Source organism: Pseudomonas sp. IT-P218, assembly GCF_949767605.1.
Classification (GTDB): Bacteria; Pseudomonadota; Gammaproteobacteria; order Pseudomonadales; family Pseudomonadaceae; genus Aquipseudomonas; species Aquipseudomonas putida_AE.
Genome location: NZ_CATKQQ010000001.1, coordinates 1 through 22,589, shown reverse-complemented (window position 1 = coordinate 22,589; position 22,589 = coordinate 1). Strand labels below are relative to the sequence as shown.

The following is a 22,589-nucleotide window of genomic DNA, read 5'->3' as shown; positions in this document are numbered from 1 at the left end:
TTATCCCGGAGTAATGTTTGATGCTCGGTCAATTGCATGATCTGGACCTGCAACTGCTGCGCCTGTTTGTCAGCGTCGTCGAGTGCGGCGGCTTCAGCGCCGCCCAGGGTGAGCTGGGCTTGAGCCAGTCGAGCATCAGCCAGCAAATGGCCAAGCTGGAAACCCGCCTCGGCTATCGCTTGTGCAGCCGTGGCAAGGGCGGATTTCGCATCACGCCCAAGGGCGAACAACTGCTCATCGCGACGCGCGGCCTGTTCCAGTCCATCGAAGCGTTCCGTCATCAATCCAACGGTGTCGCCGGGCGCCTGATCGGTGAGGTGCGCCTGGGGGTGTCCGAAGCGCTGGATCAATCGGTGCTGCAGCGGGTGGCCGAGGCGATCCGGCGCTTTCGCGAGCGTGACGAATCGGTGCGCATCGAGTTGATGAGCGCCATGCCCGGCGACATGGAGCGATTGCTGCTGCAGCAGCGGCTGGACCTGGCCATCGGGTATTTCTCGCAGATCCAGGGCGCGTTTGACTACCACCAGCTGTTCAGCGAAACCCAGCACTTGTACTGCGCCGTGGGCCATCCGCTGTTCACCGATGAGGCGCCGGATGATGAGGCCCTGCAGGCCTGCGATCGGGTCGATCACCCCTACCGCTTCCTGCGCAGCGACGAACCCTTTCAAGGAAAGCTGTGTTCGGCGCGTGCGGAGCAGGTCGAAGGCACCCTCGCCTTTATTCTGTCCGGCAAGCACATCGGCTACCTGCCCAGTCACTTTGCCCGCAGCTGGGAAGACAAGGGTTTGCTGCGGCCGGTGCGTCGCGCTGGCTTGAGTTTCGAGGTGGCGTTTCATCTGGCTCGCCATCGAGCCCAGGTGCCGGGGGATGCGCAGAAGGCGTTCGAAGAGGACCTGCTCGCGGTGTTTGCCCAGGATCAAAAGATCGCAGCCTGCGGCAACTCCTACAGGAGATCGGTGTAGGAGCTGCCGCAGGCTGCGATCTTTTGCTCTGTTCTTTTGCCGTTGCCGGACCGTTCTGGCATCCTGCGCCTCCATTTTCTGACCCGGCCCCGCCTCCCGGCACGCAAACCATGACTTCCCCAGAAAAAACCCCGCGCCACAACGACCTGATCTACGGCCTCGACGACCGCCCGCACCTCACCGCCACGGTGTTCGCCGCCCTGCAACACGTGCTCGCCAGCTTCGTCGGCATCATCACCCCGACGCTGATCATGGGCAGTGCCCTGGGCTTGCAGAGTGAAATCCCCTACCTGATCAGCATGGCGCTGTTCGTCTCCGGCCTCGGCACTTTCGTCCAGGCGCGGCGTTTCGGTCCGGTCGGTTCGGGCCTGTTGTGCCTGCAAGGCACCAGTTTCTCGTTCATCAGCGTGATCCTCAGTGCCGGTTTCATGGTCAAGGCCCGGGGCGGCGGCACCGATGAAATCCTCTCGACGATCTTCGGCGTGTGCTTCTTTGCCGCCTTCATCGAAGTGGTCTTGAGCCAGTTCATCGGCAAGCTGCGGATGCTGATCACCCCGGTCGTGACCGGCACCATCATCACCCTGATGGGCCTGTCGTTGATCAAGGTCGCCATGACCGACATCGCCGGCGGCTTCGGCGCACCCGACCTCGGCGCGGCCAGTCACCTGGGCCTGGCGGCACTGGTGCTGGGCACCATCGTGGTGTTGAACCGGGTGGACGTGCCGTTTCTGCGCCTGGGCGCGATCGTCATCGGCCTGACCCTCGGCTACGTCGTCGCCTGGCTGCTGGGCCACGTCGATTTCGCCAGCCTGCCCGCCGTGCCGCTGATGAGCGTGCCGGTACCGTTCAAGTATGGTTTTTCCTTCGACTGGGTGGCGTTCGTCCCGGTGGCGGTGATTTTCCTGGTGTCGCCGCTGGAAGCAGCTGGTGACCTGACCGCCAACTCGATGATTTCCCGGCAACCGGTCAAGGGCCCGGTGTACATTCGCAGGATCAAGTCCGGTCTGTTGGCCGACGGCCTCAACTCGGCCATGGCCGCAGTGTTCAACAGCATGCCAATGGTGACCTTCGCGCAGAACAACGGGGTGATCCAGTTGACTGGCGTGGCCAGTCGTTACGTGGCGTTTTTCATTGCCGGCCTGCTGGTCATACTGGGGCTGTTCCCGATGATCGGCGCGGTACTGCAGCTGATGCCCAAGCCGGTGCTGGGCGGTGCCGAGCTCGTGATGTTCGGCACCGTCGCCGTGGCCGGGATCAAGATCCTCGCCGAAGCCGGACTGCATCGACGCAACATGCTGATCGTGGCGATTTCCATCGGCATGGGCCTGGGTGTGGCGGCGGTACCGGAGGTGTTGCGCGAGCTGCCCAAGGCGCTGCACAACATTTTCGAATCGCCGATCACCGTCGGTGCACTGTGCGCCATCGTGCTGAATATCTTCCTGCCTGAAGAATTCATCGAACTGGAAGAAGACGATTTCGATCCGGAAGCCTCGATCCTCCAGGTCATGGAGAACCCCGACGTGCCGACCAGGCTTGAACCCGCAGCGAAAGCAGCTGCCACACAGTAGACCACCAAGGCTTCAGGGCTGGACCGCTGATGGCACAGCCCATCTACAAACAGGAACACCTCCATGCGCAGCGCGGATCCCTGTGGGAGAGAGCTCGCTCCCACAGTGGTCATGTGGTGAAACGAACGCCGGGTTTGGCCCGCTCATCCACCGTCAATTCGAACACATCCGGACGCGCATAGTGACCGACTACGTCATAGTCGTATCGGGCGCGGATCAGGTCATCGGTGTCAATTTCAGCGCAAAGCAGACCAGGCCCATCCCGTAGCGGTCCGGCCAGGATATCCCCCATCGGCCCGATGATCACGCTGCCACCGGCAATCAACGGCCGGTCCGCCGGCCAGTTGGCGATCTCCAGCCCCAGGGCTTGCGGCGAATCCTGGACCTGGCACGCGCTGACCACGAAGCAGCGCCCCTCGTGGGCAATATGGCGCATGCTCACCTGCCACATCTCCCGCTCATCCACGGTCGGCGCGCACCACACCTCCACGCCTTTGGCGTACATCGCGGTGCGCAGCAGCGGCATCATGTTTTCCCAACACACCAGCGCGCCGATCCGTCCGACCTGGCTGTCGAGCACCGGCAAGGTGGAACCGTCGCCCATGCCCCAGATCAGCCGTTCGGTGCCGGTCGGCATCAGCTTGCGGTGCTTGGCGAGCAATCCGGCCTGGGGGTCGAAATACAGCGCGGTGCAATACAAGGTACTGCCGGCGCGCTCGATCACGCCGATCACCAGGTTGGCCCCGGTGCGCGCCGACAGCCCCGCCAGTGCTTCGGTCTCGACGCCAGGCACATCGATGGCGTTGGCGAAATAGCGGGCAAAGGCCTCGCGCCCCTGGGGCAAGCGATAACCCAGTTGAGTGCCGAACCCCTCGCCCTTGGGATAACCGCCCAAGAGTGCTTCGGGCATGACCACCAGCGCGGCGCCGGCTTCGACGATCGCCCTTTCATACGAAAGGATCAGTTCCAGGGTGTCGGCCTTGCCACCGGGCAAGGCACCGATCTGCAGGGCGGCAACGATTGACTTGGGCATTTGCGGTGACTCCGTTGGCATGAGGTGTTGCTCATTCTCGGCCGACATCGGATCATCAATAAAGAGCAACTCACTGCTGAATGATATGAACCACATGAATATCGCCTCCCTCGATCTCAATCTGCTCAAAGTCTTCGAAGCCCTGCATGAAGAATCCAGTGCCAGCCGCGCGGCAATGCGCCTGGGGGTGACGCAATCGGCTGTCAGCGCAGCTTTACGGCGTTTGCGCGAGGTGTATGGCGATCAGTTATTCGTGCGCACCGGTCGCGGCCTGGCACCCACGCTTAAGGCCAACCAGTTGAAGCCGGTGCTCAGCGAGGCCCTGAACAAATGCCGGCAGAGCCTGGCGATGGTCGATCCGATGGCCAACCATTTCGAAGGCCGCTCCGTGACCCTGGGGCTTTCGGATGATTTCGAGATCGCCTACGGCCGGCGCCTGATCGAGGAAATTGCCCGGTGCGCGCCCGGACTGAGGCTGATTTTTCGCCAGACCCACAGCCAGATCGTCGCCCAGGCCCTGATGGAACGCAGTATCGACCTGGCGATCACCGCCGGCGGCTTTGCCGAGCGTCTGCTCAGCCGACAGGTGCTGGGTGAGGGAGATTATTTGTGTCTGGTCGACCCGATCAGTCTGACCGTGGGACAACAGGCCATCAGCCTCGAGGAGTTCGTCGCACGTGAGCACATTCTGGTGTCGTCGGGCGGCTTTATCGGGATCACCGACGAGGGCTTGGCGGCGCTGGGCCTGAGTCGACGGGTCTGCGCCTCCACCACCCACTTTGCGGCGTTGCCGCACCTGCTCAAGGGCAGCCAGGCGGTGGCAACCATCCCGGCGCACGCGGCCAGGAGCATCGCGGCACTCAGCGGCCTGGCACTGCTGCCCTGCCCCCTGGTGTTGCCGCGCTATCCGATCGAAATGGGCTGGCGGACTGGTGCCCAGCTGGATCCGGTGGTCATGAAAGTGCGCGAAGCGATTGTTGCCTGCTTCCTGTAGGAGCCGGCTTGCCGGCGAAGGCGGCTTTGAAAAGTGCATCGCACATTCGGGCCTCTTCGCTGGCAAGCCAGCTCCTACAGTGAATTGGGTACGGCCGTTGAGATTATTTGGCCGCCATCAGCCGATTGACTTCGCTGCGCACCATGTTCGAGAACTCCGGCGGCGACATGCCGTCCAGTTCGGCGCGGACCCACTCGGCCCACTTTCCCTTGCGCTTGGCGCGTTCGCCGAACAGGCGCGCGGCTTCGCCCTTGGCTTTGCCCAGGTTGTTTTGCCAAAGCTCGAACAGACGGGATTTCTCGTCTTCCAGCGCGGCGCGCTCGGCGAGGGGTTTGTCGGCCAGATTGAAACTCATGGGATTTTTCCTGCTGCGTAAATAGGCGACATCTTACACTGTAGGAAGAATCGCCCTGCTCTGGTTTTTCTGGCGGATCGAGCGAACAGGCAAAATCCCTGCAACTTTTTCCAGTGCCAGACACTCCATTGTTCACTGTCCAATCACCGCAAGGAGTACTTCAATGGCCCGCAAAACCGCCCTGCAAGCCGCCGAAGATCAAATCAAGGATCAAGCCTTCAGCGAGCTGCAGTCGCTGATCGAAGAATCTGAAAAACTGCTCAAGAGCAGTGCCTCACTGGTCGGAGAGGAAGCCGAAACCCTGCGTGGGCAAATCGCCCAGAAACTGCAACAGGCCCGGGACTCGGTCACCAGCGTCCGGCAGCGGGCCACCCCGGCGGTCGATGCCACCGAAAGCTACATTGGTGGTCACCCGTGGCAAACCGTGGCGGTTTCCGCCGGTTTCGGGCTGGTAGTCGGCCTGCTACTGTCTCGCCGCTGACCCGCTGTTCCCTGTGTAGGAGCGAGCTTGCTCGCGAAAAACTCGAGGACGCCTCGGGGCATCAGGTGCCCCGCGTCATCGTTGGCCACCATCGCGAGCAAGCTCGCTCCTACAAACCGGCCAGCTCCCGCAGCTTCGCCAGCTCCGAGGCCTCCAGCGCAATGCCCTCGGCCTGGGACCTGGCACGCTGATTGTGGCGCCGATCCCCCGGCAAGCGCTTGAGCCCCACGCCATGCATCTGTCGCACCAGCTCCTGACTGCGTTCGGCAAACCCCTGCCCCGCCGCCTTGCTCGGATCGATCACGATCAGCAACTGCCCAGTCCACGGCGTCTTGGCACCGGGATGGCTTTTCCAGTCGAACTCGAAGGAAAAATTACCCCCGGTCAAGGCAGCCGCCAACAACTCCACCATCATCGACAGCGCTGAACCCTTGTGCCCGCCGAACGGCAGCAATGCGCCCCCTTCGAGGATCGCCTTGGGATCCTGGGTCGGTTGACCAAGGCTGTCGACGCCCATGCCCGGCGGCAAACGTTCGCCCTTGCGCGCGGCAATCTGCACATCGCCATGGGCAATGGCGCTGGTGGCCAGGTCGAAGACGATCGGATCGCCGTCGGCTCGCGGGGCGGCAAAGGCAATCGGGTTGGTGCCGAACAGCGGCCGATCGGCGCCATGGGGCACCACGCACGTCATGCTGTTCACCACGCTGAGCGCGACCAAACCTTCATAGGCGAAGGGCTCGACGTCCGGCCACAAGGCCGCGAAGTGATGGGAGTTACGGATCGCCAGCACCGCGATGCCGGCGCTGCGAGCCTTCTCCACCAGCAGCGGGCGCGCGGCCGCCAGGGCCGGTTGGGCAAATCCGTTACCGGCGTCGACCCGGACAAACCCGCTTGCCACATCCTCGACCACCGGAACGGCCTGGCCATTGACCCAACCGCTTTGCAGGGTCGAGACATAACCGGGAATGCGGAACACGCCATGGCTGTGGGCACCATCGCGTTCGGCACCGGCGCAGTTTTGCGCCAGCACCCGGGCGACGTCGCCAGAGGTGCCATGACGCAGGAAGATCTGCTCAAGCAATGCCGTCAGCTGGTCGAGGGACAGGTTTTGCGAAGCAACGGTGGATACAGGATCGTGTGGCGCGGACATCTGAAGCTCCAGACTAATTATTTTTTGGAGGGGGCAACAGCGTAGCTAGACCGCCGATTAACAACGCGCCACCAGTGACCTGTCAACCTTTCCATAGCAGGCATCTGCACGAATCCCCTGGCCCCGTGCGTTAACTATCTACCACCCGCGCCACAGCACCGACTTTTAGTCTCGACACTCAAACCCTATGCGCCCGCAGCCGCGCCCTATTTGAGATTCGACGATGCCTACACCTAGCGTCCCACTGCTTTTTCCCGAAGCCTTGAAGTCCCCCGGGTTCTGGGTCGACCTGGGCAAAACCCATGGACTTACGCAAAAGGATTTCGAATGGTTCAGTCACCTGGAACTGGCCACCCAGTCCTCGCGCAGTCAACAGCGCCCGCCGATGCTCGCCGAAAGTATCCTGCTGACTATCAAAGGTTATGCCCCGACACCCTTGGCCGGCAGTTTCGTGTTGAGCGACACCCCGGACGATAAAGGGCTGATTCTCTATACGCCCTATGGCGGCATCAGGAAGCTCGACAGTCGCGAAACCTTGATCGATGAGCTCGAAAAACAACTGAACCCCGCGACCGAAGACGACGATCTACTCGCGTTCATGTCGCTGGCCCGGCGCAAGACACTCGCAGCAACCAGGCACATTAAAGTGAGCTTCGAGGCCATCGAGGGTGAAGTGTTTGAGCATCAGCGAAACGCCCTCATCGCTAACCAGGGGCTGAATGATCAAGCCTTGCTCGACGAATTAAGTGAACTGCCGACACTCGAATCGCTGCTCGACACCCTTCTCGATGAGCTGCTGGGCTCATCGTTTCCGGGGTTGGAGCAGAGTCTGACCCGGGTCAACTTTTACGCCACCTCTCCCACCGAGCAAGACAATCCACCTGTACGGCGCTGGCTCCAATCCATGTCTTTGAGTGCCGCAGTGCTGTCGTACTACCGCGACCAGCGGTGGCCTGCGGGGCAGGAGCCTGAATTTTTCCACCCCAAAAGAACGCCACAGGGTAACGACCAGCAACACTGGGAAACTGCCGTCAAAACCGCTTCCGGCAAACTCATCAGCCTGCTTTCGCGGCAGGTCGAGCGCTTTTGGAGTGGCGGCAGCGCCGACGGTGCGACGCGTCGCGAGTTTTTCGCCCGAGCCATTCGCGAACAGGCGCGGGCAGATATTGTGCTCAAGCGCGAAGCCGAAATCATCACTGCGCAACAAAGCACCGCCTTGCACACACTGATTCAACCGGCTGCCGGCACGGCCCGCAGCCCAACGCTGGAGACCGTGCGACTGTGGGAATACCAGGCCAATTACGTAGAACTGGCGGGGTCGCTGATGATCAGCCACGCCAACGCCTACCTCTACACCCCGACTCAAGGGCTGCAGGTGTTGGCAGATTACAAGGACTTGAAAGACACCTTGCTGAGTAAGTTCAAAGCCAGCGGTCACGAGGACGAAATCTACGGCCTCCTGAGCCTGGAGGAGCGTAACCGCTTTATCGGCTTCAATCAGCCGCAAGTCACCGGAGAAGTGGTGTCCGGGGCAATATTCACGACGCTGTTCGAAGCGATCATCCGTAAACAGCTGCAAAACCTGGAATACGTCCTGCAAGTGTTTCGTCACAGCGACGGCACCGTCGACATCCATGCCTTGTTCGACAAGGCGCTGGATATACGCGCCATGATCAGCGAGCGCTTACTCGCACTGGAGGCCAATGGGCGCTGGAGCACCCGGCCGGTGTTAACGGGCTCCCAGCAACCGTCCACGGTGTTGGCGGATAAAGCCGCTGCCTTCGAAAAAACCTTCAACGACGTTGAATCGGCGATCAAGACGGAGTTTGCGGCGCAACCGCTGGCCTCGCAGGCGGTGCAGCAGACCTACCTTGCGAACATGAAACCCCGCTTGGCCCACGCTCTTTCTGTGGGTCTTCGCGGGGAAGCCAATCTGCGAGTGATCAATTCAACGCTCCGCAAAGCCGACCGGGCGATCGTCGATACGATATTCAACCCTGATCAGCCTGAGCGGAAAAACCGCCGCGCGCTCAATGGATTCCGGCCCGATGCCTACAAACTGGTCCTGGAATGCTCCGGCGAACAAAACGTCCTGCCGCTGGCCAATTGCGTCGTGCTGACCGAGCGTGGCGGACTCGACCCCCAGCATTCGGGGCGGGCCATTTTGTGGACACCGGCCGAGGGACTGGAAGTCTTCAACCATGTCAGCGACTTGAAACGGGTGCTGAACCAGCGCTTGCTCGACCCTCTGCAACGCTTGGCATTGCTGGAAAACCTCACGCCCACCCAACGTAAATTCCATCGACGTTACTCACTCGGGTCACTGCGGCTGATTGAAGGCAATGTCCTGCACGAGCTGGCGCAATCGTCCATTGAGCGTTTTTTGGCAGGCTGCGAATACGTGCGCTCGCAATCACTGACATCGGCGCAACAGGTCACCGCGCTCGAGCAGTTGGCACAAACGGTCAGCGATACCAATTTGCACAGGGCCGCAGCCATCGCCCGGGCCATCAACCACCAGCAATCCTTGCCGGCGTGGCTGGGCATGGCCGGCGTCGACGAACAGCAATTGCACATCGAACTGCTGGAGCAATACCGCCACAACGTCACCGACGACAAGGATTACCTGCACGGGCTGCCAACCCTGCGCACCTTTGTACATGGTCGATTGAAATCGTTGCTCGGTAGCCGATTCCCCACTGCAGTACTGGACCCCGACAACATCGCGATCACTCCCAACCTGGCCCTGGCTGGCCCCTCCCGAACCCTGACCGAGTTTGCCTTGAACCATGTCAGCGTTGCTCAAGGCACTGGGTTCACGATTAGGTCAAGCGAACGGGAGCCGCTTCCTCAAGGCCTGGACCAAAGTGCCATCCGGCAACTTTTGTTGTCACTCGACGTCCAGACAGCCTTTGCTAAACAAGTGACAGGCAAGCTCCTGGAAGACAGCGACGAAGCCGCTACCCGCAAGCAACGTTTCATGCTTCAACTGCCCTGGCAATTGATGCAGCATGCCCATGCACTGCACCTTCAACAGCGGCTGTCTTCCACGGCGTTCGATTTGATCCGGCAAGTGCTGGATATGCCAGACAGCCTGGCCCGCGCATCGGTGCAAGGTGCTCACGCCCTCGTTCGACCGCTGGAATTGATCAAGACCGCCGGTGGCAACGCCACTGCAACCCTGGGGCTGTACCTGATCGGCCCCGGCCCCGGGCAGGAAGGCCCGCAAGTGTTGTATACGCCTTACCATTCAGGCTCGGTGTTCACCGAGTTCGAGAATGAGGCGAGCCTGGTCTCGGCGTTCTGTAAAATCGGACCGCTACAGGACTTGCTGATTCGCCGCCTGCCGGAGGATCAGCGAACGCTGTTCAGCAACTTGCTCCAGGACACCGTCGGGCAACCCAGCGAGATCACCCTCGCGTCCTCCCCGCTCGAAGGCAACCTGCTGGCGCAGCTATTTACCGACAACGTCACGCTGATATCGCACCTGCTTGGCAGTCAGTCGGAAATCACCGCTCAGGCGGAATGGGAGGCGGCGAAAAACCTGTTCAGCAAGGGCATCAAACTGGTCGCGGGCCTGTTACCTGGCAAACTCGCCTATGGGCCGTTCCTGTGGCATAGCTACAAGCACTTCAAGGATTCCGCCGAAGCCTTGCAGGAGCACCACTGGAAACAGGCGTTGCAGGAGTTCATTGCCGGCGCCGTGCAAATGGTCTCGCTGGGGCGCTTGTCGCTGCACGCCTCGACCGAGGCCGTGCCCGCCACGGTGGAAACAGAACCTGTGAAGACCGATCTGGCCTCTGCGCAGTGGTCACAATTAAAGCCGACCGCACCGGCACGCACCTTGCTGCAACCCTTCGAAGCCACGACCGTGGCATTGAAGGATCTGGTTAAAAACCAGGCGGATGGCACCTACGATGATTCCATCGGCAAACTTCGCTATGCGGCGATCGCCGGGAAGGTTTATCGCGTCGCCAAACCCGGCGCCGTCTGGCGCATCACCAAGACCCTGGTAGACGGCCCTGGGCTGCGCAGTACGCCGAGCCAGCAACTCGTCATCGATCCGGACCGGCATACCGTGCACTACGGCAAGGCCGTGTCGAAGATGATCAACGAATACACAGCAAGCCGTGAAGTCAGCCGAATCCTGAACATCGAAGCCGTCGGCATGGAGCAGATCCGGGCTCGTCACCCGGCAAAAGCCAGTCAAATCGTGAAGGCCATCGATTTGGCCCGTTATTACGCCTTCAACAGCTTGCACAATCTCGCGCAGGCCCGGCACCTTGTTAAGGGCACCCGGCTGGACGGTTTATTCAAAATCGTCTTTGATGTCAAAGACGTCGATACCGACCTGCTCGACAAGATAAAAAAGGCGATCACGCCGATCTGCACGGCACTTGTCGACCCGGATGATGACTTGATGAACACCGAACGCTTTGTCGTCGGCTCCACCAAAGACCCGCAGGACGTGTTGATCGCCTTCGTGATCGACGAGGATTCACGCAGACATGTGCATTTCACCCAGCGGTTTTTCGATCAACAACTCGGCCAATACAACGCTTGCCTGACCGAACCCTTCGATGTCGACGGACATGCACAGGCCGCCACTCTGATTCATGAATTCTCGCACGCCATTACCCAAAGCGCAGATATTGCCTATCTTGAAGCGAGGCGCCCCTTCAGCGACCTGATCAGCTCGATCACCAGCTTTGGCGCCTCTTTGAAAACCCGGCAGGAACGCTATCAACGCGAAGCGCTGTCCCTGGCGACCCCGAGGGATGAACTCTTCGCCCGCTGGAGCAACGAATTGCAGGAATGGATCAGCCTGGACTCGATTCCCGGCGCCGAAAACGCGGGCAAGGCCATCCTGAAGATTACTGGCTGCAAGAAAATGGCAGACGCTCGAAGCGCCTTCAGGAACCCGGTCAACGCGGATCTGCGCATCGACACCATTTTGCGCAACGCCGACTCGATTGCGTATCTGATCTGCCAAATGGGCCGACAACTCGATCCCGTGCCCGTATCCACCCCCTGAACGCCATAAAAATGCGCAGAACCTGAGTTTTGCGCATTGCGCTTGTCCGGGCCCGAATCGAAAATAATTACACTTTGATGGGTAATTGCCATGATCGATGTTTCTCGCAGACTTCCCTCAAGGTTAGAATGCGCGAAATCAGGATGAGTCAATGACCGACACCCCACTCTCGCCAGCCCAATATGACGCCATCACCGATGCCGCTGCGCATTGGTGCATGCGCCTGCATGCCCCTGACTGCACGGCGCAGGAGCGCCAGGCGTTCGAACAATGGCTAGACGTTCATCCACTGCATGCGTCCGAATACGAGGCCATGCTCGAGATCTGGGAAGTGGCTGGCGACCTGCCGCGTCCGGAAACGGTTGTGCCCCTGGTTCGCGCCAGGCCGCAGACGCCTTGGCGGGCCTTCGGCATGGCCGCCGCCGTGTGTGCGCTGGCCTTGCCGTTGGCGGCCTACAGCGGTTGGAACATGGGCTGGTTGCCTGACTCGTATGAGCATTTCGAGGCGACCGACAACGTTCGCCAGGTCACTCTCAAGGACGGCAGCAAGGTCGAACTGAACCTGGGCACCGAGCTGACGTACAGCAACTACAAGGATCAGCGTCGGGTCACCTTGAAAAAAGGCGAGGCCTTCTTCAGTGTCAGTCACGACGCCAGCCACCCTTTCGTCGTCAAGGCCGCCGAAGGCAAGGTCCGGGTCACCGGCACCCGCTTCAATGTCTGGATGTATGAAGACCAGGTGAAAGTGAACCTGGTCGAAGGCTCGGTACTGGTCAGCAGCAACGATGACCTGCCGGGTGATGGGCTACGACTCGGCCCGGCCATGCAGGCCAGCTTTCGCCATGGCGACCTGATTCCGCGGATCAGCCAGACCTACGACGACGACAATTCCCTGGCCTGGCTCAACGGCAAGCTGGTCCTCGATGACCTGGCGCTGAGCGAAGCGCTGCCGCTGATCAATCGCTACCTGCAAACCCCGGTGCAGGTGGCCGACAATGCCACTGGCGCGATCCGCATCGGCGGCATCTACAACATCCGCGAGCTCAACACCCTGGTGGCGACCCTGCCCAAGGTGCTGCCGGTGTACCTGACCCGCAACAAGGACGGCAACCCGATCCTGAACGCCATCCCGCAGCAACCGCCGAAAAGCTGAAGGCCGCCACCCTGACGGGGTGCGGCCTTCATTGTTTGCCTCACATGCCAGCGATTCTACTGCGCGGCCACCTTCCCGGCCTTGTCATCCTGCTCGTGGATCGTCTGCGCCTGGTAGTGCGGATCGGAGGTGATCTGTTGCTCAGTGAACGGCAACACACTCAACTGCTTGTGCGAAAACGCCAGCGTCTGGTCCCGGGCGTACTTCGACGCCGGGTCGCTGGACAGCGAAAACGCCAACAGGCCTTTGGCCTGCGGGCCCTTTTCATCGAAGGTCACCACCTGCAGATAGCTGGTGCCGCTGACCACTTCGCGTTTGCCATCGGTGCGGGGCACGCTTTGAATGGCGTTGTATACCCCCAGCGTGCCCGGCCCGCCATGGATCGGCGTCTGCTGGCCGCCGCTGCTGACCACCTGGATGTCACCCCAATGGCTGTTCTGGTTGAGCCCTGACGCCTTGACCTGCTCGATCGAGGCCAGCATGGCCTGGCGCAGCGCTTGCGCCACCTGCGCACGATCGACCGCCAGGCCGCGCGGGGTGTGTTGCGGGTCCAGTGGATCGAACGCCACACGCCAGACATCAGGCGCCTGCTCCAGAGCCTCCATGACATTCTGGAAGTGCACGAAGCCAAGGCCGCTGTCGAGATTGGCCTTGCGATCCCAAGCCTTGAGACTGGCACACAGCGGCGCCAGGGTTTTCCCATCGCTGCCCAGGTCCGCCGCGCAGAACTGCAGCAGGTCGGGCATCACTTGCGCTGCCTGATACACCTGGTCATCCAGCACCATGTGCTGCAAATCGGCTGCGGCGACCGGACCGGCCTTGGCCAGCGTTCCCAGGCGATCCAGGGCAAAACGCGAGCGCAGTCCCAGGGGCTGGCCGTCCTGGCTGATCAAGGGTGAGAAGCCGGTCAGCGGTTGCGCCGGATTGGCCATCCACGCCGAATCGTTGGAGTGCTGCACGAAGTCCTTGCGCAACAGTTGCGGCAACTGGTCCGCGGCAAAAATACCGGGTTGCGCGGCCCGGGGGTCAATGTCCCAGGCACAGGCGCTGTTGGAACCGTCGAGCACGATCAACTGCAGGCCGATCCGCGGATCGCTGCACTGGGCCAGCTTCGCCGCACTCACGTTCGGCACCACCGACAGGTTCATGTACAGCGTTTGCCCCTGATCGTCCGCTGCCAGCGTGTTGACCCACGGGATGCCCTGGATCTGGTGCACCGAGGCCTGGAACTCCTTGAGGCTGCCGGCACGATTCATCGCGTACCACTGTTGCAGCACCCGGTCATTGTCCAGGTTGGCGTCGCGCAGGCTGTAGGCAAACTGCCGATCCCAGTCGAGCTTGCCCGGCCATTGCACAATCGGGCCGAATTGCGAGCTGTAGACCACATGGGAAACGGCCTTGACCGAGCCATCCGCTTGCTTGACGTCGACCGTCAGGGTCTGCTTGTTCATGGGCAGCGACTTGCCGTCGAGCAGATAGCGGGTTGGATCCTTGGGGTCCAATTGCAGGCGATACAAGGTGAAGTGCTTGGACGAGTCCACGGTGTGGGTCCAGGCCAGATGCTGGTTGAAGCCGATGTTGATCAGCGGCAGGCCAGGCAACGCGGCGCCCATCACATCCAGTTTGCCGGGGATGGTCAGGTGCATTTGATAGAAGCGCATCCCGCCGACCCAGGGGAAATGCGGATTGGCCAGCAACATGCCGCGACCATTGAAGGATCGATCGCTACCCACCGCCACCGCGTTGCTGCCGCGGTCCAAGGCAAAACGCTGCATACGCAGGTCCGCCACTTGGAACGCTGCCTGTTTGCCGTCATTGCCGGCGACCGCAGCCGGCGGCGTGGCGCCCGCCAGCGCTTCGGCGAACTGCCCGACGCCACCTTCCACCAACAGGCGGCGGGTCAGCTTGACCAGGTCCATGGCAGTGATTTCCCGCACCCAGTCGCCCTGGCACTGCGCCGGCAGCCCCTGGGCCCGACGCTCGCTCAGGGCGCGGTTGTAGCCGGCCACATAACCTTCGACCAGCCCGCGTACTTCAGGGGTTTGCGCCTGCCAGAACCCGGCCACGGCCTGCGGGGTGTTCAACCAATTGAAAAAAAGATCGCTGACCTGGTTTTCGCGCTCCTCGACCGTCAGTTGGTCGGGACCAAAAAACCGCGAACGCTGACCGTTCACCGTAACGATCTCATTGGCCAGCAAACACAGGTTATCCTGAGCGTAGGCATAGCCGATGCCGTAACCGAGGCCCCGCTCGTCCGCGGCGCGGATATGGGGCACGCCAAAACTGGTCCGGCGGATATCGGCACTGGCCTGCTCCAGCTGACTGCGCGCATTCGCCGCAAGACTCAGCCCCAGAAACACACCCGCCAGGCTCAACCTGGTCAACTGGCTGGAAATAATCACATTCGCTCCTGATCGAAAAACGAGGGTCACAGTTCTGCGTACTGACACGCACTGCGCATCCTGTTAGGGACGAAACAAACGAGAAAAATTTAGGAGACTGGATGGCGGTCCCGGGCCGCACTGCAAAGGCGCCTGACGCAGCGATCACACAATGATGACGAAATTTCTACATTTAAGTCTTCATGATTTGTGAAGCTCATACGTCTTGTTTTGTAAGAGCGCCCAATTTTTCCCGATCAGGCTCTGAAAAGGAGTTTTTGCAATGTACAACTCGCAACTGCCAACGGACGGTAGCAACGCGCCAAAGGGCAGGGTCAGTGTTTTCGACCAACCTGCCGAGCGCAACGGCAACGAGCGGATCCGCGTCCTGCTCAAGAGCTTTGGCTTGCGGACCAGCCTGATTCGCCTCAAAGTCATCGACGCCCTGCTGTCCGCCGCCGAAAACGACCGCAGCCTGGGCGTGCGCGGCGTGCACACCCACTTGCTGGAGCTGGACATTCCCCTGTCGTTTCTGAGTGTGCGCGAAGTGTTGAAACGCCTGTGCAGCGAAGGCGTGATCGTCCTCAATGCGGATAAAAGCTACAGCCTCCACCCCCGGGCCGCCGCCCTGCTGCACAACGACTGATCAAGCCAGGGCCGGAGCCACCGCTCAGGGCTTGACCTTACGGCGCATCACGCCGTTGATGACCACCACGACCACCGCCACGCCAATGGCGATGTACTGGAACAGTTTTTCGCTGATGACGCCGGTGTTCTGCAAATAAGAAAGGCCAAACATGGTCCCCAGTACCACGAGGGAGATCAGAATCGAGTATTTCAAACGTTGCGACTGAGTCATTGGCAATTCCTGAACCTGAAAAATGTATCTGCTGTGTTCCCCTTCACATGCCAGACCGGCTGCGAAGGGGGGCTCATGTTACCGCCGATGAAGATTTTTAGCTTTATCACGGCGATGGCGTCCTCGAATATTGCATCGCGTTTTCGGGCCTCTTCGCTGGCAAGCCAGCTCCTACAATGGTTTGCGCTGGTCGCCGCGGACCTGTAGGAGCCCGGCTTGCCGGCGAAGGCGGCCTCGAATATTGCATCGCGCTATCGGGCCTCTTCGCTGGCAAGCCAGCTCCTACAATGATTTGCGCTGGTCGCCGCGGACCTGTAGGAGCCCGGCTTGCCGGCGAAGGCGGCCTTGAATATTGCATCGCGCTATCGGGCCTCTTCGCTGGCAAGCCAGCGCCTACAATGGTTTGCGCTGGTCGCCGCGGACCTGTAGGAGCCCGGCTTGCCGGCGAAGGCGTCCTCGAATATTGCATCGCACTATCGGGCCTCTTCGCCGGCAAGCCAGCGCCTGCAATGGTTTGCGCTGGTCGCCGCGGACCTGTAGGAGCCCGGCTTGCCGGCGAAGGCGGCCTTGAATATTGCATCGCGCTATCGGGCCTCTTCGCTGGCAAGCCAGCTCCTGCAATGATTTGCGATGGTCGCCGCGGACCTGTAGGAGCCCGGCTTGCCGGCGATGGCGTCCTTGAATATTGCATCGCGCTATCGGGCCTCTTCGCTGGCAAGCCAGCTCCTGCAATGATTTGCGCTGGGCACCGCGGACCTGTAGGAGCCCGGCTTGCCGGCGAAGGCGGCCTTGAATATTGCATCGCGCTATCGGGCCTCTTCGCTGGCAAGCCAGCTCCTACAATGATTTGCGCTGGTCGCCGCGGACCTGTAGGAGCCCGGTTTGCCGGCGAAGGCGTCCTTGAATATTGCATCGACCTTTCGGGCCTCTTCGCCGGCAAGCCGGCTCCTACAATGGTTTGCGCTGGTCGCCGCGGACCTGTAGGAGCCCGGCTTGCCGGCGAAGGCGGCCTTGAATATTGCATCGCGCTATCGGGCCTCTTCGCTGGCAAGCCAGCTCCTACAGAGGAATGCGTACAGCTTATGAGGCCGTACAGCTCTGTAGCACTTCGAAACAAACCTTGAATATCCGCCGGCAAAAACCCGTCAGAATGTATTCCTTTGCCCGCAATCCGAGACCCTTCTGTCATGCGAACCCATTTCCGTCTGGCTGCCTTGGGCGCCCTGTTCATTTCCTCCCTGGCCCAGGCCGCCGACCTGATCCCGATCGAGGTCCATCGGGATGCTAATTGCGGTTGCTGCAAGAAATGGATCAGCCATCTAGAGGCCAATGGCTTCAAGGTCGAGGACCACGTCGAAAGCAACATGAGCGCGTTCAAGCAACAACACGGTGTGCCACCGCGCCTGGCGTCCTGCCATACCGGCTTGATCAACGGCAAATTCGTCGAAGGCCACGTGCCGGCCGATCAGGTGCTGGCCCTGAGCAAGCGCGATGACCTGCTGGGCGTTGCCGCCCCGGGTATGCCAATGGGGTCGCCGGGCATGGAAATGGACGGCATGAGCGATGCCTATCAAGTGATAGGCCTGAAAAAGGACGGTACCGATGTGGTGGTGGCGGACTACCCCGCCCATTGATTGTCGGCGTCTACTTCGGCTTGTTCCTGGCGGCGTTTGGAGCCGCGACCTTGCTGCCCCTGCAGTCCGAAGCCCTGCTGGTCGGGCTGATCCTCAGCGATCGCTACTGGTTGTGGTCGCTGCTGGCGGTCGCCACCCTGGGCAACGTCCTCGGTTCGCTGGTGAACTGGTGGCTGGGGCGCGCCATCGAGCGCTTCCAGGATCGGCGCTGGTTTCCGGTCAGCCCCAAACACCTGGAACACGCCCGCCGTCATTATCAACGTTACGGCCACTGGTCGCTGCTGCTCAGTTGGCTGCCGGTGATCGGCGACCCACTGACCCTGGTGGCCGGCGTCATGCGCGAACCCCTGGGGCGCTTCCTGCTGATCGTGACCCTGGCCAAGGGCGCCCGGTATGGCGTACTGGCGTTGGCCACCCTGGGGTGGATGGGTTGAACCAAGTGCCGCGACGGTTGCCTGTTTAATGTCGCCCTAATCGTGCCGGTCCAGCATCGGCGGATTTTCAACGGAGTTCATCCATGCCCCTAACCCGCTCAAGCTGGCTGTCCGCCCTGCTGCTGACCGCCGCCCTGCCCGCCATCGCAGCCGAAGGGCCGGCCTACGGCCCCGAACTGCAAGGCTTCGAATACCCCTACACGGTCAAGCATTTTGCCTTCGAGTCCCAGGGCAAATCTTTGCAAATGGGCTACATGGACGTCGCCGCCCATGGCAAGGCCAACGGCCGCAGCGTGGTGCTGATGCACGGCAAGAATTTCTGCGGCGCCACCTGGGAAACCTCGATCAAGGCCCTGAGCGATGCCGGCTACCGGGTCATTGCCCCGGACCAGATCGGTTTCTGTACGTCCAGCAAACCGGACCATTATCAATACACTTTTCAGCAACTGGCGAGTAACACCCAGCAACTGCTCAAGGCCCTCGGCATCCAGAAAGCCACCCTGCTGGGGCACTCCACCGGCGGCATGCTCGCCACCCGCTACGCGCTGCAGTATCCCGAACAGGTCGAACAGCTTGCGCTGGTCAACCCGATCGGCCTGGAAGACTGGAAAGCCCTCGGAGTCCCCTATCGGACAGTGGACCAATGGTACGAGCGCGAACTGAAACTCAGCGCCGAAGGTATCCGCAACTACGAGCGTGCCACCTACTACGGTGGCCGCTGGAAACCCGAGTTCGATCGCTGGGTGGACATGCTCGCCGGGCTGAACAAAGGCCCGGGACATACGCAGGTGGCATGGAACTCGGCGCTGATCTACGACATGATCTTCACCCAGCCGGTGTACTACGAATTCCCCAACCTGAAGATGCCAACCCTGCTGTTGATCGGCACGTCCGACACCACCGCCATCGGCAGCGATATTGCGTCGCCGGAGGTCAAGGCGAAAATCGGCCACTACAACGTACTTGGCAAACAGGTGGCGAAACTCATACCCCAATCGACCCTGGTTGAATTCCCCGGCATGGGCCACGCGCCACAGATGGAAGAACCGGCGCAGTTTCACCAGGCCTTGCTGGGCTGGCTGGACAAACACAATCCCGTTCCTTGATGAGGTAAGGCTGATGGCGGTGCAGATTGCAGTGATCGACGATTGGCAGGATGTGGCCCGCGGCGTGGTGGACTGGTCGCCACTGGAGACCATCGGCCAGGTCGAGTTCATCCACGACTACCCTGCCGACAACGCCAGCCTGGCGGCGCGCCTGGGCGGGTTTGAAGTGATCTGTGTGATGCGCGAGCGCACCCGGTTCGACGAAGACCTGCTTCGACGCCTGCCGAACCTCAAATTGCTGGTCACCGGCGGCATGCGCAACGCCGCCCTTGACCTCAAGGCCGCCGCCGCGCTGGGCATCCTGGTCTGTGGCACCGACAGCTACAAGCATGCCGCGCCGGAACTGACCTGGGCTCTGATCATGGCGGCCACCCGCAACGTGGTGTTGGAAGCCAACGCCTTACGCGCCGGAAAATGGCAGCAAGGCCTGGGGGGCGACCTGCACGGCAAGACCCTGGCGATACTGGGGCTGGGCAGCATTGGTCAACGGGTTGCCCGGTTTGGCCAGGTATTCGGCATGCGGGTGATCGCCTGGAGCGAAAACCTGACCGCCGAACGCGCCGCCGAATCCGGTGTGACCCTCGTCAGCAAACAGGCCCTGTTCGAACAGGCCGACGTGCTCTCGGTGCACCTGGTACTCAGTGAGCGCAGCCGGGGATTGGTCGATGCCCAGGCGCTGGCCTGGATGAAGCCCACCGCGTTGCTGGTCAATACCGCCCGCGGGCCGATTGTCGATGAGGCAGCACTGATCAAGGCCCTGCAGAAACAACGCCTGGGTGGCGCCGCTCTGGATGTGTTCGAGCAGGAGCCCTTGCCTGAATATCATCCGTTCAGAACCTTGGACAACGTGCTGGCAACGCCCCATGTCGGGTACGTCAGCCAGCAGAACTACCATCTATTCTTTGCGCAAATGATCGAAGACATTCAAGCCTGGTCGGCGGGACAACCGATTCGGTTACTGAGCTGATAGCGCCCGGCGACTTGGACTTTTCTTGCAAGAATCGCCGGAAAAAAATGAATAAATGTCCACGCTGCGGTGTTTATGTTTCGCTTGAGGGGGATCCGCCCTTCGCAACGTTTTCGGTCCATTCGATGTCCCGCCCCGGAGCATTGCCCATGAATCGCCGCCTCTCGATCGTTACTGCCCCGCTGGTGCTTGCCGTCGCGCTGTCCGCTTCCCTGGCGTGGGCCAACGGCGAGGAAGATACCCCCGCCAAACCGCAGTGCCCTCGAGGGCAGGTGTTCGACAGCAAGGCGCAAAAGTGCGTCAAGCAAACCAGCATGCTCGTGCCGGACGCCGACCGTACCGATTACGCCTATCAACTGGCCAAGCATGGGCGCTACGAAGAAGCCCTGGCGCTGCTCGATACGCTCAAGGAACCCAACACCGCCAAGGCCCTGAACTATCGCGGCTACGCCACGCGTAAACTGGGGCGCACCGACGAAGGCATCGGTTATTACCTGCAGTCGGTCAAGCTCGATCCGCAGTACGCCAAAGTCCGTGAATACCTGGGCGAAGCCTATGTGGTAAAAGGCCGGCTCGACCTCGCCCATGAACAGCTGCAACAGATCCGGTCGATCTGCGGCAACACGACCTGCGAGGAGTACCAGGACCTGGCCGAAGCCATCAACGACTCATCGAAAACCTGACAACCGGGCGCACGGAGGTCTCTATCGCCAGCATTCAGGAAATAAGGGCAGAACTGGGCCAGCATCTGGCGCGTTTATGGCGCTATGGCCTGCTGTTGTCGCGACAACGGCACGTCGCCGAAGACCTGGTGCAGGCAACTTGCGTGCGCGCGCTCGAACGCGCGGCGCAATTTACCCCGGGCACCCGAATGGACCGCTGGCTGATGAGCATTCTGCATTCGATCTGGCTGAACGAAATCCGCACCCGTCGCGTGCATCAGGGACAGGGGCAGGTCGAGCCCGATAGCGCCTTGTCGTTTGACGGTGAATACGCGGCGCAGACCCACGTACTGGCGGCGCAGGTCATCCGCCGCGTCGACGCGCTGCCCGAAGCCCAGCGCGAAACGGTATTTCTCACATACGTCGAGGGCTTGTCCTACCGCGAAGTTGCCGAAGTCCTGCAAGTACCCATTGGCACCGTGATGAGCCGGCTGGCCACCGCGCGGGCGAAACTCGCCGAATATCCGCCACTGCACACGGTGCCCAACCCTTCCACCGGAGAACGTCGATGAACGCGATACCCTCGGATGAGCAATTGGTGGCCTACCTGGACAACCAGCTCGACGCCGATCAGCGCGCCCACATCGACGCGGCCATTGCCCAGGACCCGATGCTCGGCCTGCGCCTGCAATGGCTGGCCCGCAGCAGCCTGCCTTTCAAGGCCGCCTATGACGAGGTGGCTCGCCAGGCACCGGTGGACCGCCTGCAGGCCATGCTCGACACCTTGCCCGTGCCTGCCCGCCCAGCGCTCAGCCGTCGCTGGTTCCTGGCAGCGGCGGCCGGGCTGGTGGCGGGCGGCGTGGTCGCCGATCGCTTGTTCCTCGGCTGGCAGAGCAGTCAGCAAACCCATAGCTGGCGCGGGCTGGTGGCGGATTACATGGTGCTATACGTGCCGGAAACCCTCGACCATCTGCCCAATGACGAAGCGACGCAACGGGCGCAGCTGCAGACGATCGATGCGCGCCTGAGCCTCAGCCTTGTACCGGCAAAACTGGCCTTGCCCCGGGCCGAGTTCAAGCGCGCGCAAGTACTGGAATACGACGGCGTCGTCATCGCCCAAATTACCTACCTCGACCCGGTACACGGCCCCATGGCGCTGTGCGTCACCCATTCGAACAGCGGCAGCCGGCACTTCGCCCAGGAGCGCCGGCACGGGATGAACATTGTCTATTGGGCGGACATGCAACATGCCTGGATGCTGATCGGGCGCAACTCGATGGCAGACCTTGAGGCCATGGCCAAGCAATTGCGCACCCGATTGAGCGCCTGACCTGTAGGAGCTGCCGCAGGCTGCGATCTTTTGATCTTGCTTTTTAGAAGATCAAGATCAAAAGATCGCAGCCTTCGGCAGCTCCTACACAGAGCGGGGCAGCGTTCGCAGTTTCACCAGGTCCTGTGCCTTGGGAAACGCTTCCCCCGGCCCCTTCAGCAAGGTGTACTTCACCTTGTCGCCCACCAGGAAACACTCCTCTCCATCTGCCGTGATATTGGGCCCAATACGGATCGCCAACCTGGAACCGAACCCGTCATCGGGAAGGACCAGGGCAAAAGTGGCCGATATCGTATCAACCCTGACATCCCTGATCGCGTTGATGGTGCCCTGCCCCATTGTTCTTGTGATTGGCTCGGCCATTGCTACCCTCCTGCCCTGCCGTCAAATTCTGACTGCCAAGGAGCAATGAAACGCTCAAACGGCCAGTGTGGCTACTGTCAGGTTTTACAGTTCTACCGATGTTAAATGCGTAAAGGAGTCTT

At 61.2% G+C, this 22,589-nt stretch carries 20 protein-coding genes; 14 read left to right on the top strand and 6 right to left on the bottom strand.

The genetic code is table 11. The features are described from left to right. Positions 1 to 20 precede the first annotated feature (20 nt). Both ACM6I6_RS00100 and ACM6I6_RS00095 read left to right on the top strand, forming a co-directional pair. On the top strand, positions 21 to 962 hold the full coding sequence (locus ACM6I6_RS00100) for a LysR family transcriptional regulator (RefSeq protein WP_414919192.1): 942 nt from the start codon (positions 21 to 23) through the stop codon (positions 960 to 962). Positions 963 to 1,072: 110 nt separating this feature from the next. Beyond that, entirely contained in the window at positions 1,073 to 2,530 is a 1,458-nt protein-coding gene (locus ACM6I6_RS00095) for a nucleobase:cation symporter-2 family protein (RefSeq protein WP_414919191.1), read from the top strand. A gap of 109 nt (positions 2,531 to 2,639) precedes the next feature. Here ACM6I6_RS00095 and ACM6I6_RS00090 read toward each other — a convergent pair whose 3' ends face one another. After that, on the bottom strand, positions 2,640 to 3,563 hold the full coding sequence (locus ACM6I6_RS00090; protein WP_323628670.1) for a carbon-nitrogen hydrolase family protein: 924 nt from the start codon (positions 3,561 to 3,563) through the stop codon (positions 2,640 to 2,642). Between the two features lie 85 nt (positions 3,564 to 3,648). Here ACM6I6_RS00090 and ACM6I6_RS00085 point away from each other — a divergent pair, with 85 nt between their 5' ends. Then, positions 3,649 to 4,557, top strand: coding sequence for a LysR family transcriptional regulator (locus ACM6I6_RS00085; RefSeq protein WP_414919190.1), 909 nt, complete (start codon positions 3,649 to 3,651; stop codon positions 4,555 to 4,557). A gap of 103 nt (positions 4,558 to 4,660) precedes the next feature. On the opposite strand, the gene ACM6I6_RS00080 is transcribed toward ACM6I6_RS00085, so the two are convergent. After that, positions 4,661 to 4,912, bottom strand: a complete 252-nt coding sequence (locus tag ACM6I6_RS00080) for a hypothetical protein (RefSeq protein ID WP_008061409.1) — start codon at positions 4,910 to 4,912, stop codon at positions 4,661 to 4,663. A 163-nt stretch (positions 4,913 to 5,075) separates the two neighbouring features. Between ACM6I6_RS00080 and ACM6I6_RS00075 the strand changes: the two genes are divergently transcribed. Then, positions 5,076 to 5,393 (top strand): DUF883 family protein, encoded by a 318-nt coding sequence (locus ACM6I6_RS00075; protein WP_414919189.1) that lies wholly within the window; start codon positions 5,076 to 5,078, stop codon positions 5,391 to 5,393. 109 nt (positions 5,394 to 5,502) lie between these two features. Here ACM6I6_RS00075 and ACM6I6_RS00070 read toward each other — a convergent pair whose 3' ends face one another. After that, positions 5,503 to 6,543, bottom strand: a complete 1,041-nt coding sequence (locus tag ACM6I6_RS00070; protein ID WP_406591548.1) for an Ldh family oxidoreductase — start codon at positions 6,541 to 6,543, stop codon at positions 5,503 to 5,505. A gap of 223 nt (positions 6,544 to 6,766) precedes the next feature. On the opposite strand from ACM6I6_RS00070, the gene ACM6I6_RS00065 reads away from it, so the two are divergent. Further along, positions 6,767 to 11,578 (top strand): dermonecrotic toxin domain-containing protein, encoded by a 4,812-nt coding sequence (locus ACM6I6_RS00065; RefSeq protein ID WP_414919188.1) that lies wholly within the window; start codon positions 6,767 to 6,769, stop codon positions 11,576 to 11,578. 151 nt (positions 11,579 to 11,729) lie between these two features. Then, positions 11,730 to 12,731, top strand: coding sequence for a FecR family protein (locus ACM6I6_RS00060; RefSeq protein WP_406591550.1), 1,002 nt, complete (start codon positions 11,730 to 11,732; stop codon positions 12,729 to 12,731). A gap of 56 nt (positions 12,732 to 12,787) precedes the next feature. Here the strand turns inward: ACM6I6_RS00060 and ACM6I6_RS00055 are convergent, their stop codons facing one another. Next, a complete protein-coding gene (locus tag ACM6I6_RS00055; RefSeq protein ID WP_414919187.1) occupies positions 12,788 to 15,133 on the bottom strand; it encodes an acylase in 2,346 nt (781 codons plus the stop codon). A 262-nt stretch (positions 15,134 to 15,395) separates the two neighbouring features. Here ACM6I6_RS00055 and ACM6I6_RS00050 point away from each other — a divergent pair, with 262 nt between their 5' ends. After that, positions 15,396 to 15,758 carry a fe2+ zn2+ uptake regulation protein gene (locus ACM6I6_RS00050; protein ID WP_274078067.1) on the top strand — a complete coding sequence of 121 codons (363 nt, stop codon included), beginning with the start codon at positions 15,396 to 15,398 and terminating at the stop codon, positions 15,756 to 15,758. Positions 15,759 to 15,782: 24 nt separating this feature from the next. Here ACM6I6_RS00050 and ACM6I6_RS00045 read toward each other — a convergent pair whose 3' ends face one another. Then, on the bottom strand, positions 15,783 to 15,971 hold the full coding sequence (locus ACM6I6_RS00045; protein WP_008061425.1) for a hypothetical protein: 189 nt from the start codon (positions 15,969 to 15,971) through the stop codon (positions 15,783 to 15,785). A 1,187-nt stretch (positions 15,972 to 17,158) separates the two neighbouring features. Between ACM6I6_RS00045 and ACM6I6_RS00040 the strand changes: the two genes are divergently transcribed. The 7 genes from ACM6I6_RS00040 to ACM6I6_RS00010 all read left to right on the top strand — a co-directional run bounded on the left by ACM6I6_RS00040 (position 17,159) and on the right by ACM6I6_RS00010 (position 22,104). Continuing rightward, positions 17,159 to 17,605: a DUF411 domain-containing protein gene (locus ACM6I6_RS00040; RefSeq protein ID WP_408596377.1), complete on the top strand. Its 447-nt coding sequence runs from the start codon at positions 17,159 to 17,161 to the stop codon at positions 17,603 to 17,605. After that, positions 17,605 to 18,039: a YqaA family protein gene (locus ACM6I6_RS00035; protein ID WP_323629067.1), complete on the top strand. Its 435-nt coding sequence runs from the start codon at positions 17,605 to 17,607 to the stop codon at positions 18,037 to 18,039. The genes ACM6I6_RS00040 and ACM6I6_RS00035 overlap by 1 nt, the downstream gene beginning before the upstream one ends. A gap of 83 nt (positions 18,040 to 18,122) precedes the next feature. Continuing rightward, entirely contained in the window at positions 18,123 to 19,145 is a 1,023-nt protein-coding gene (locus tag ACM6I6_RS00030) for an alpha/beta fold hydrolase (RefSeq protein ID WP_406592157.1), read from the top strand. A gap of 13 nt (positions 19,146 to 19,158) precedes the next feature. Next, entirely contained in the window at positions 19,159 to 20,112 is a 954-nt protein-coding gene (locus tag ACM6I6_RS00025) for a D-2-hydroxyacid dehydrogenase family protein (RefSeq protein WP_414919186.1), read from the top strand. 149 nt (positions 20,113 to 20,261) lie between these two features. Beyond that, a complete protein-coding gene (locus ACM6I6_RS00020) occupies positions 20,262 to 20,795 on the top strand; it encodes a tetratricopeptide repeat protein (RefSeq protein ID WP_414919185.1) in 534 nt (177 codons plus the stop codon). A gap of 65 nt (positions 20,796 to 20,860) precedes the next feature. Beyond that, the gene (locus tag ACM6I6_RS00015) at positions 20,861 to 21,346 is read left to right on the top strand and encodes an RNA polymerase sigma factor (RefSeq protein WP_408601126.1); all 486 of its coding nucleotides are present in this window, start codon (positions 20,861 to 20,863) and stop codon (positions 21,344 to 21,346) included. Further along, the gene (locus ACM6I6_RS00010; RefSeq protein ID WP_323609485.1) at positions 21,343 to 22,104 is read left to right on the top strand and encodes a transcriptional regulator; all 762 of its coding nucleotides are present in this window, start codon (positions 21,343 to 21,345) and stop codon (positions 22,102 to 22,104) included. The genes ACM6I6_RS00015 and ACM6I6_RS00010 overlap by 4 nt, the downstream gene beginning before the upstream one ends. Before the next feature lie 84 nt (positions 22,105 to 22,188). Here ACM6I6_RS00010 and ACM6I6_RS00005 read toward each other — a convergent pair whose 3' ends face one another. Further along, positions 22,189 to 22,467: a hypothetical protein gene (locus tag ACM6I6_RS00005; RefSeq protein WP_323609484.1), complete on the bottom strand. Its 279-nt coding sequence runs from the start codon at positions 22,465 to 22,467 to the stop codon at positions 22,189 to 22,191. Positions 22,468 to 22,589 lie beyond the last annotated feature (122 nt).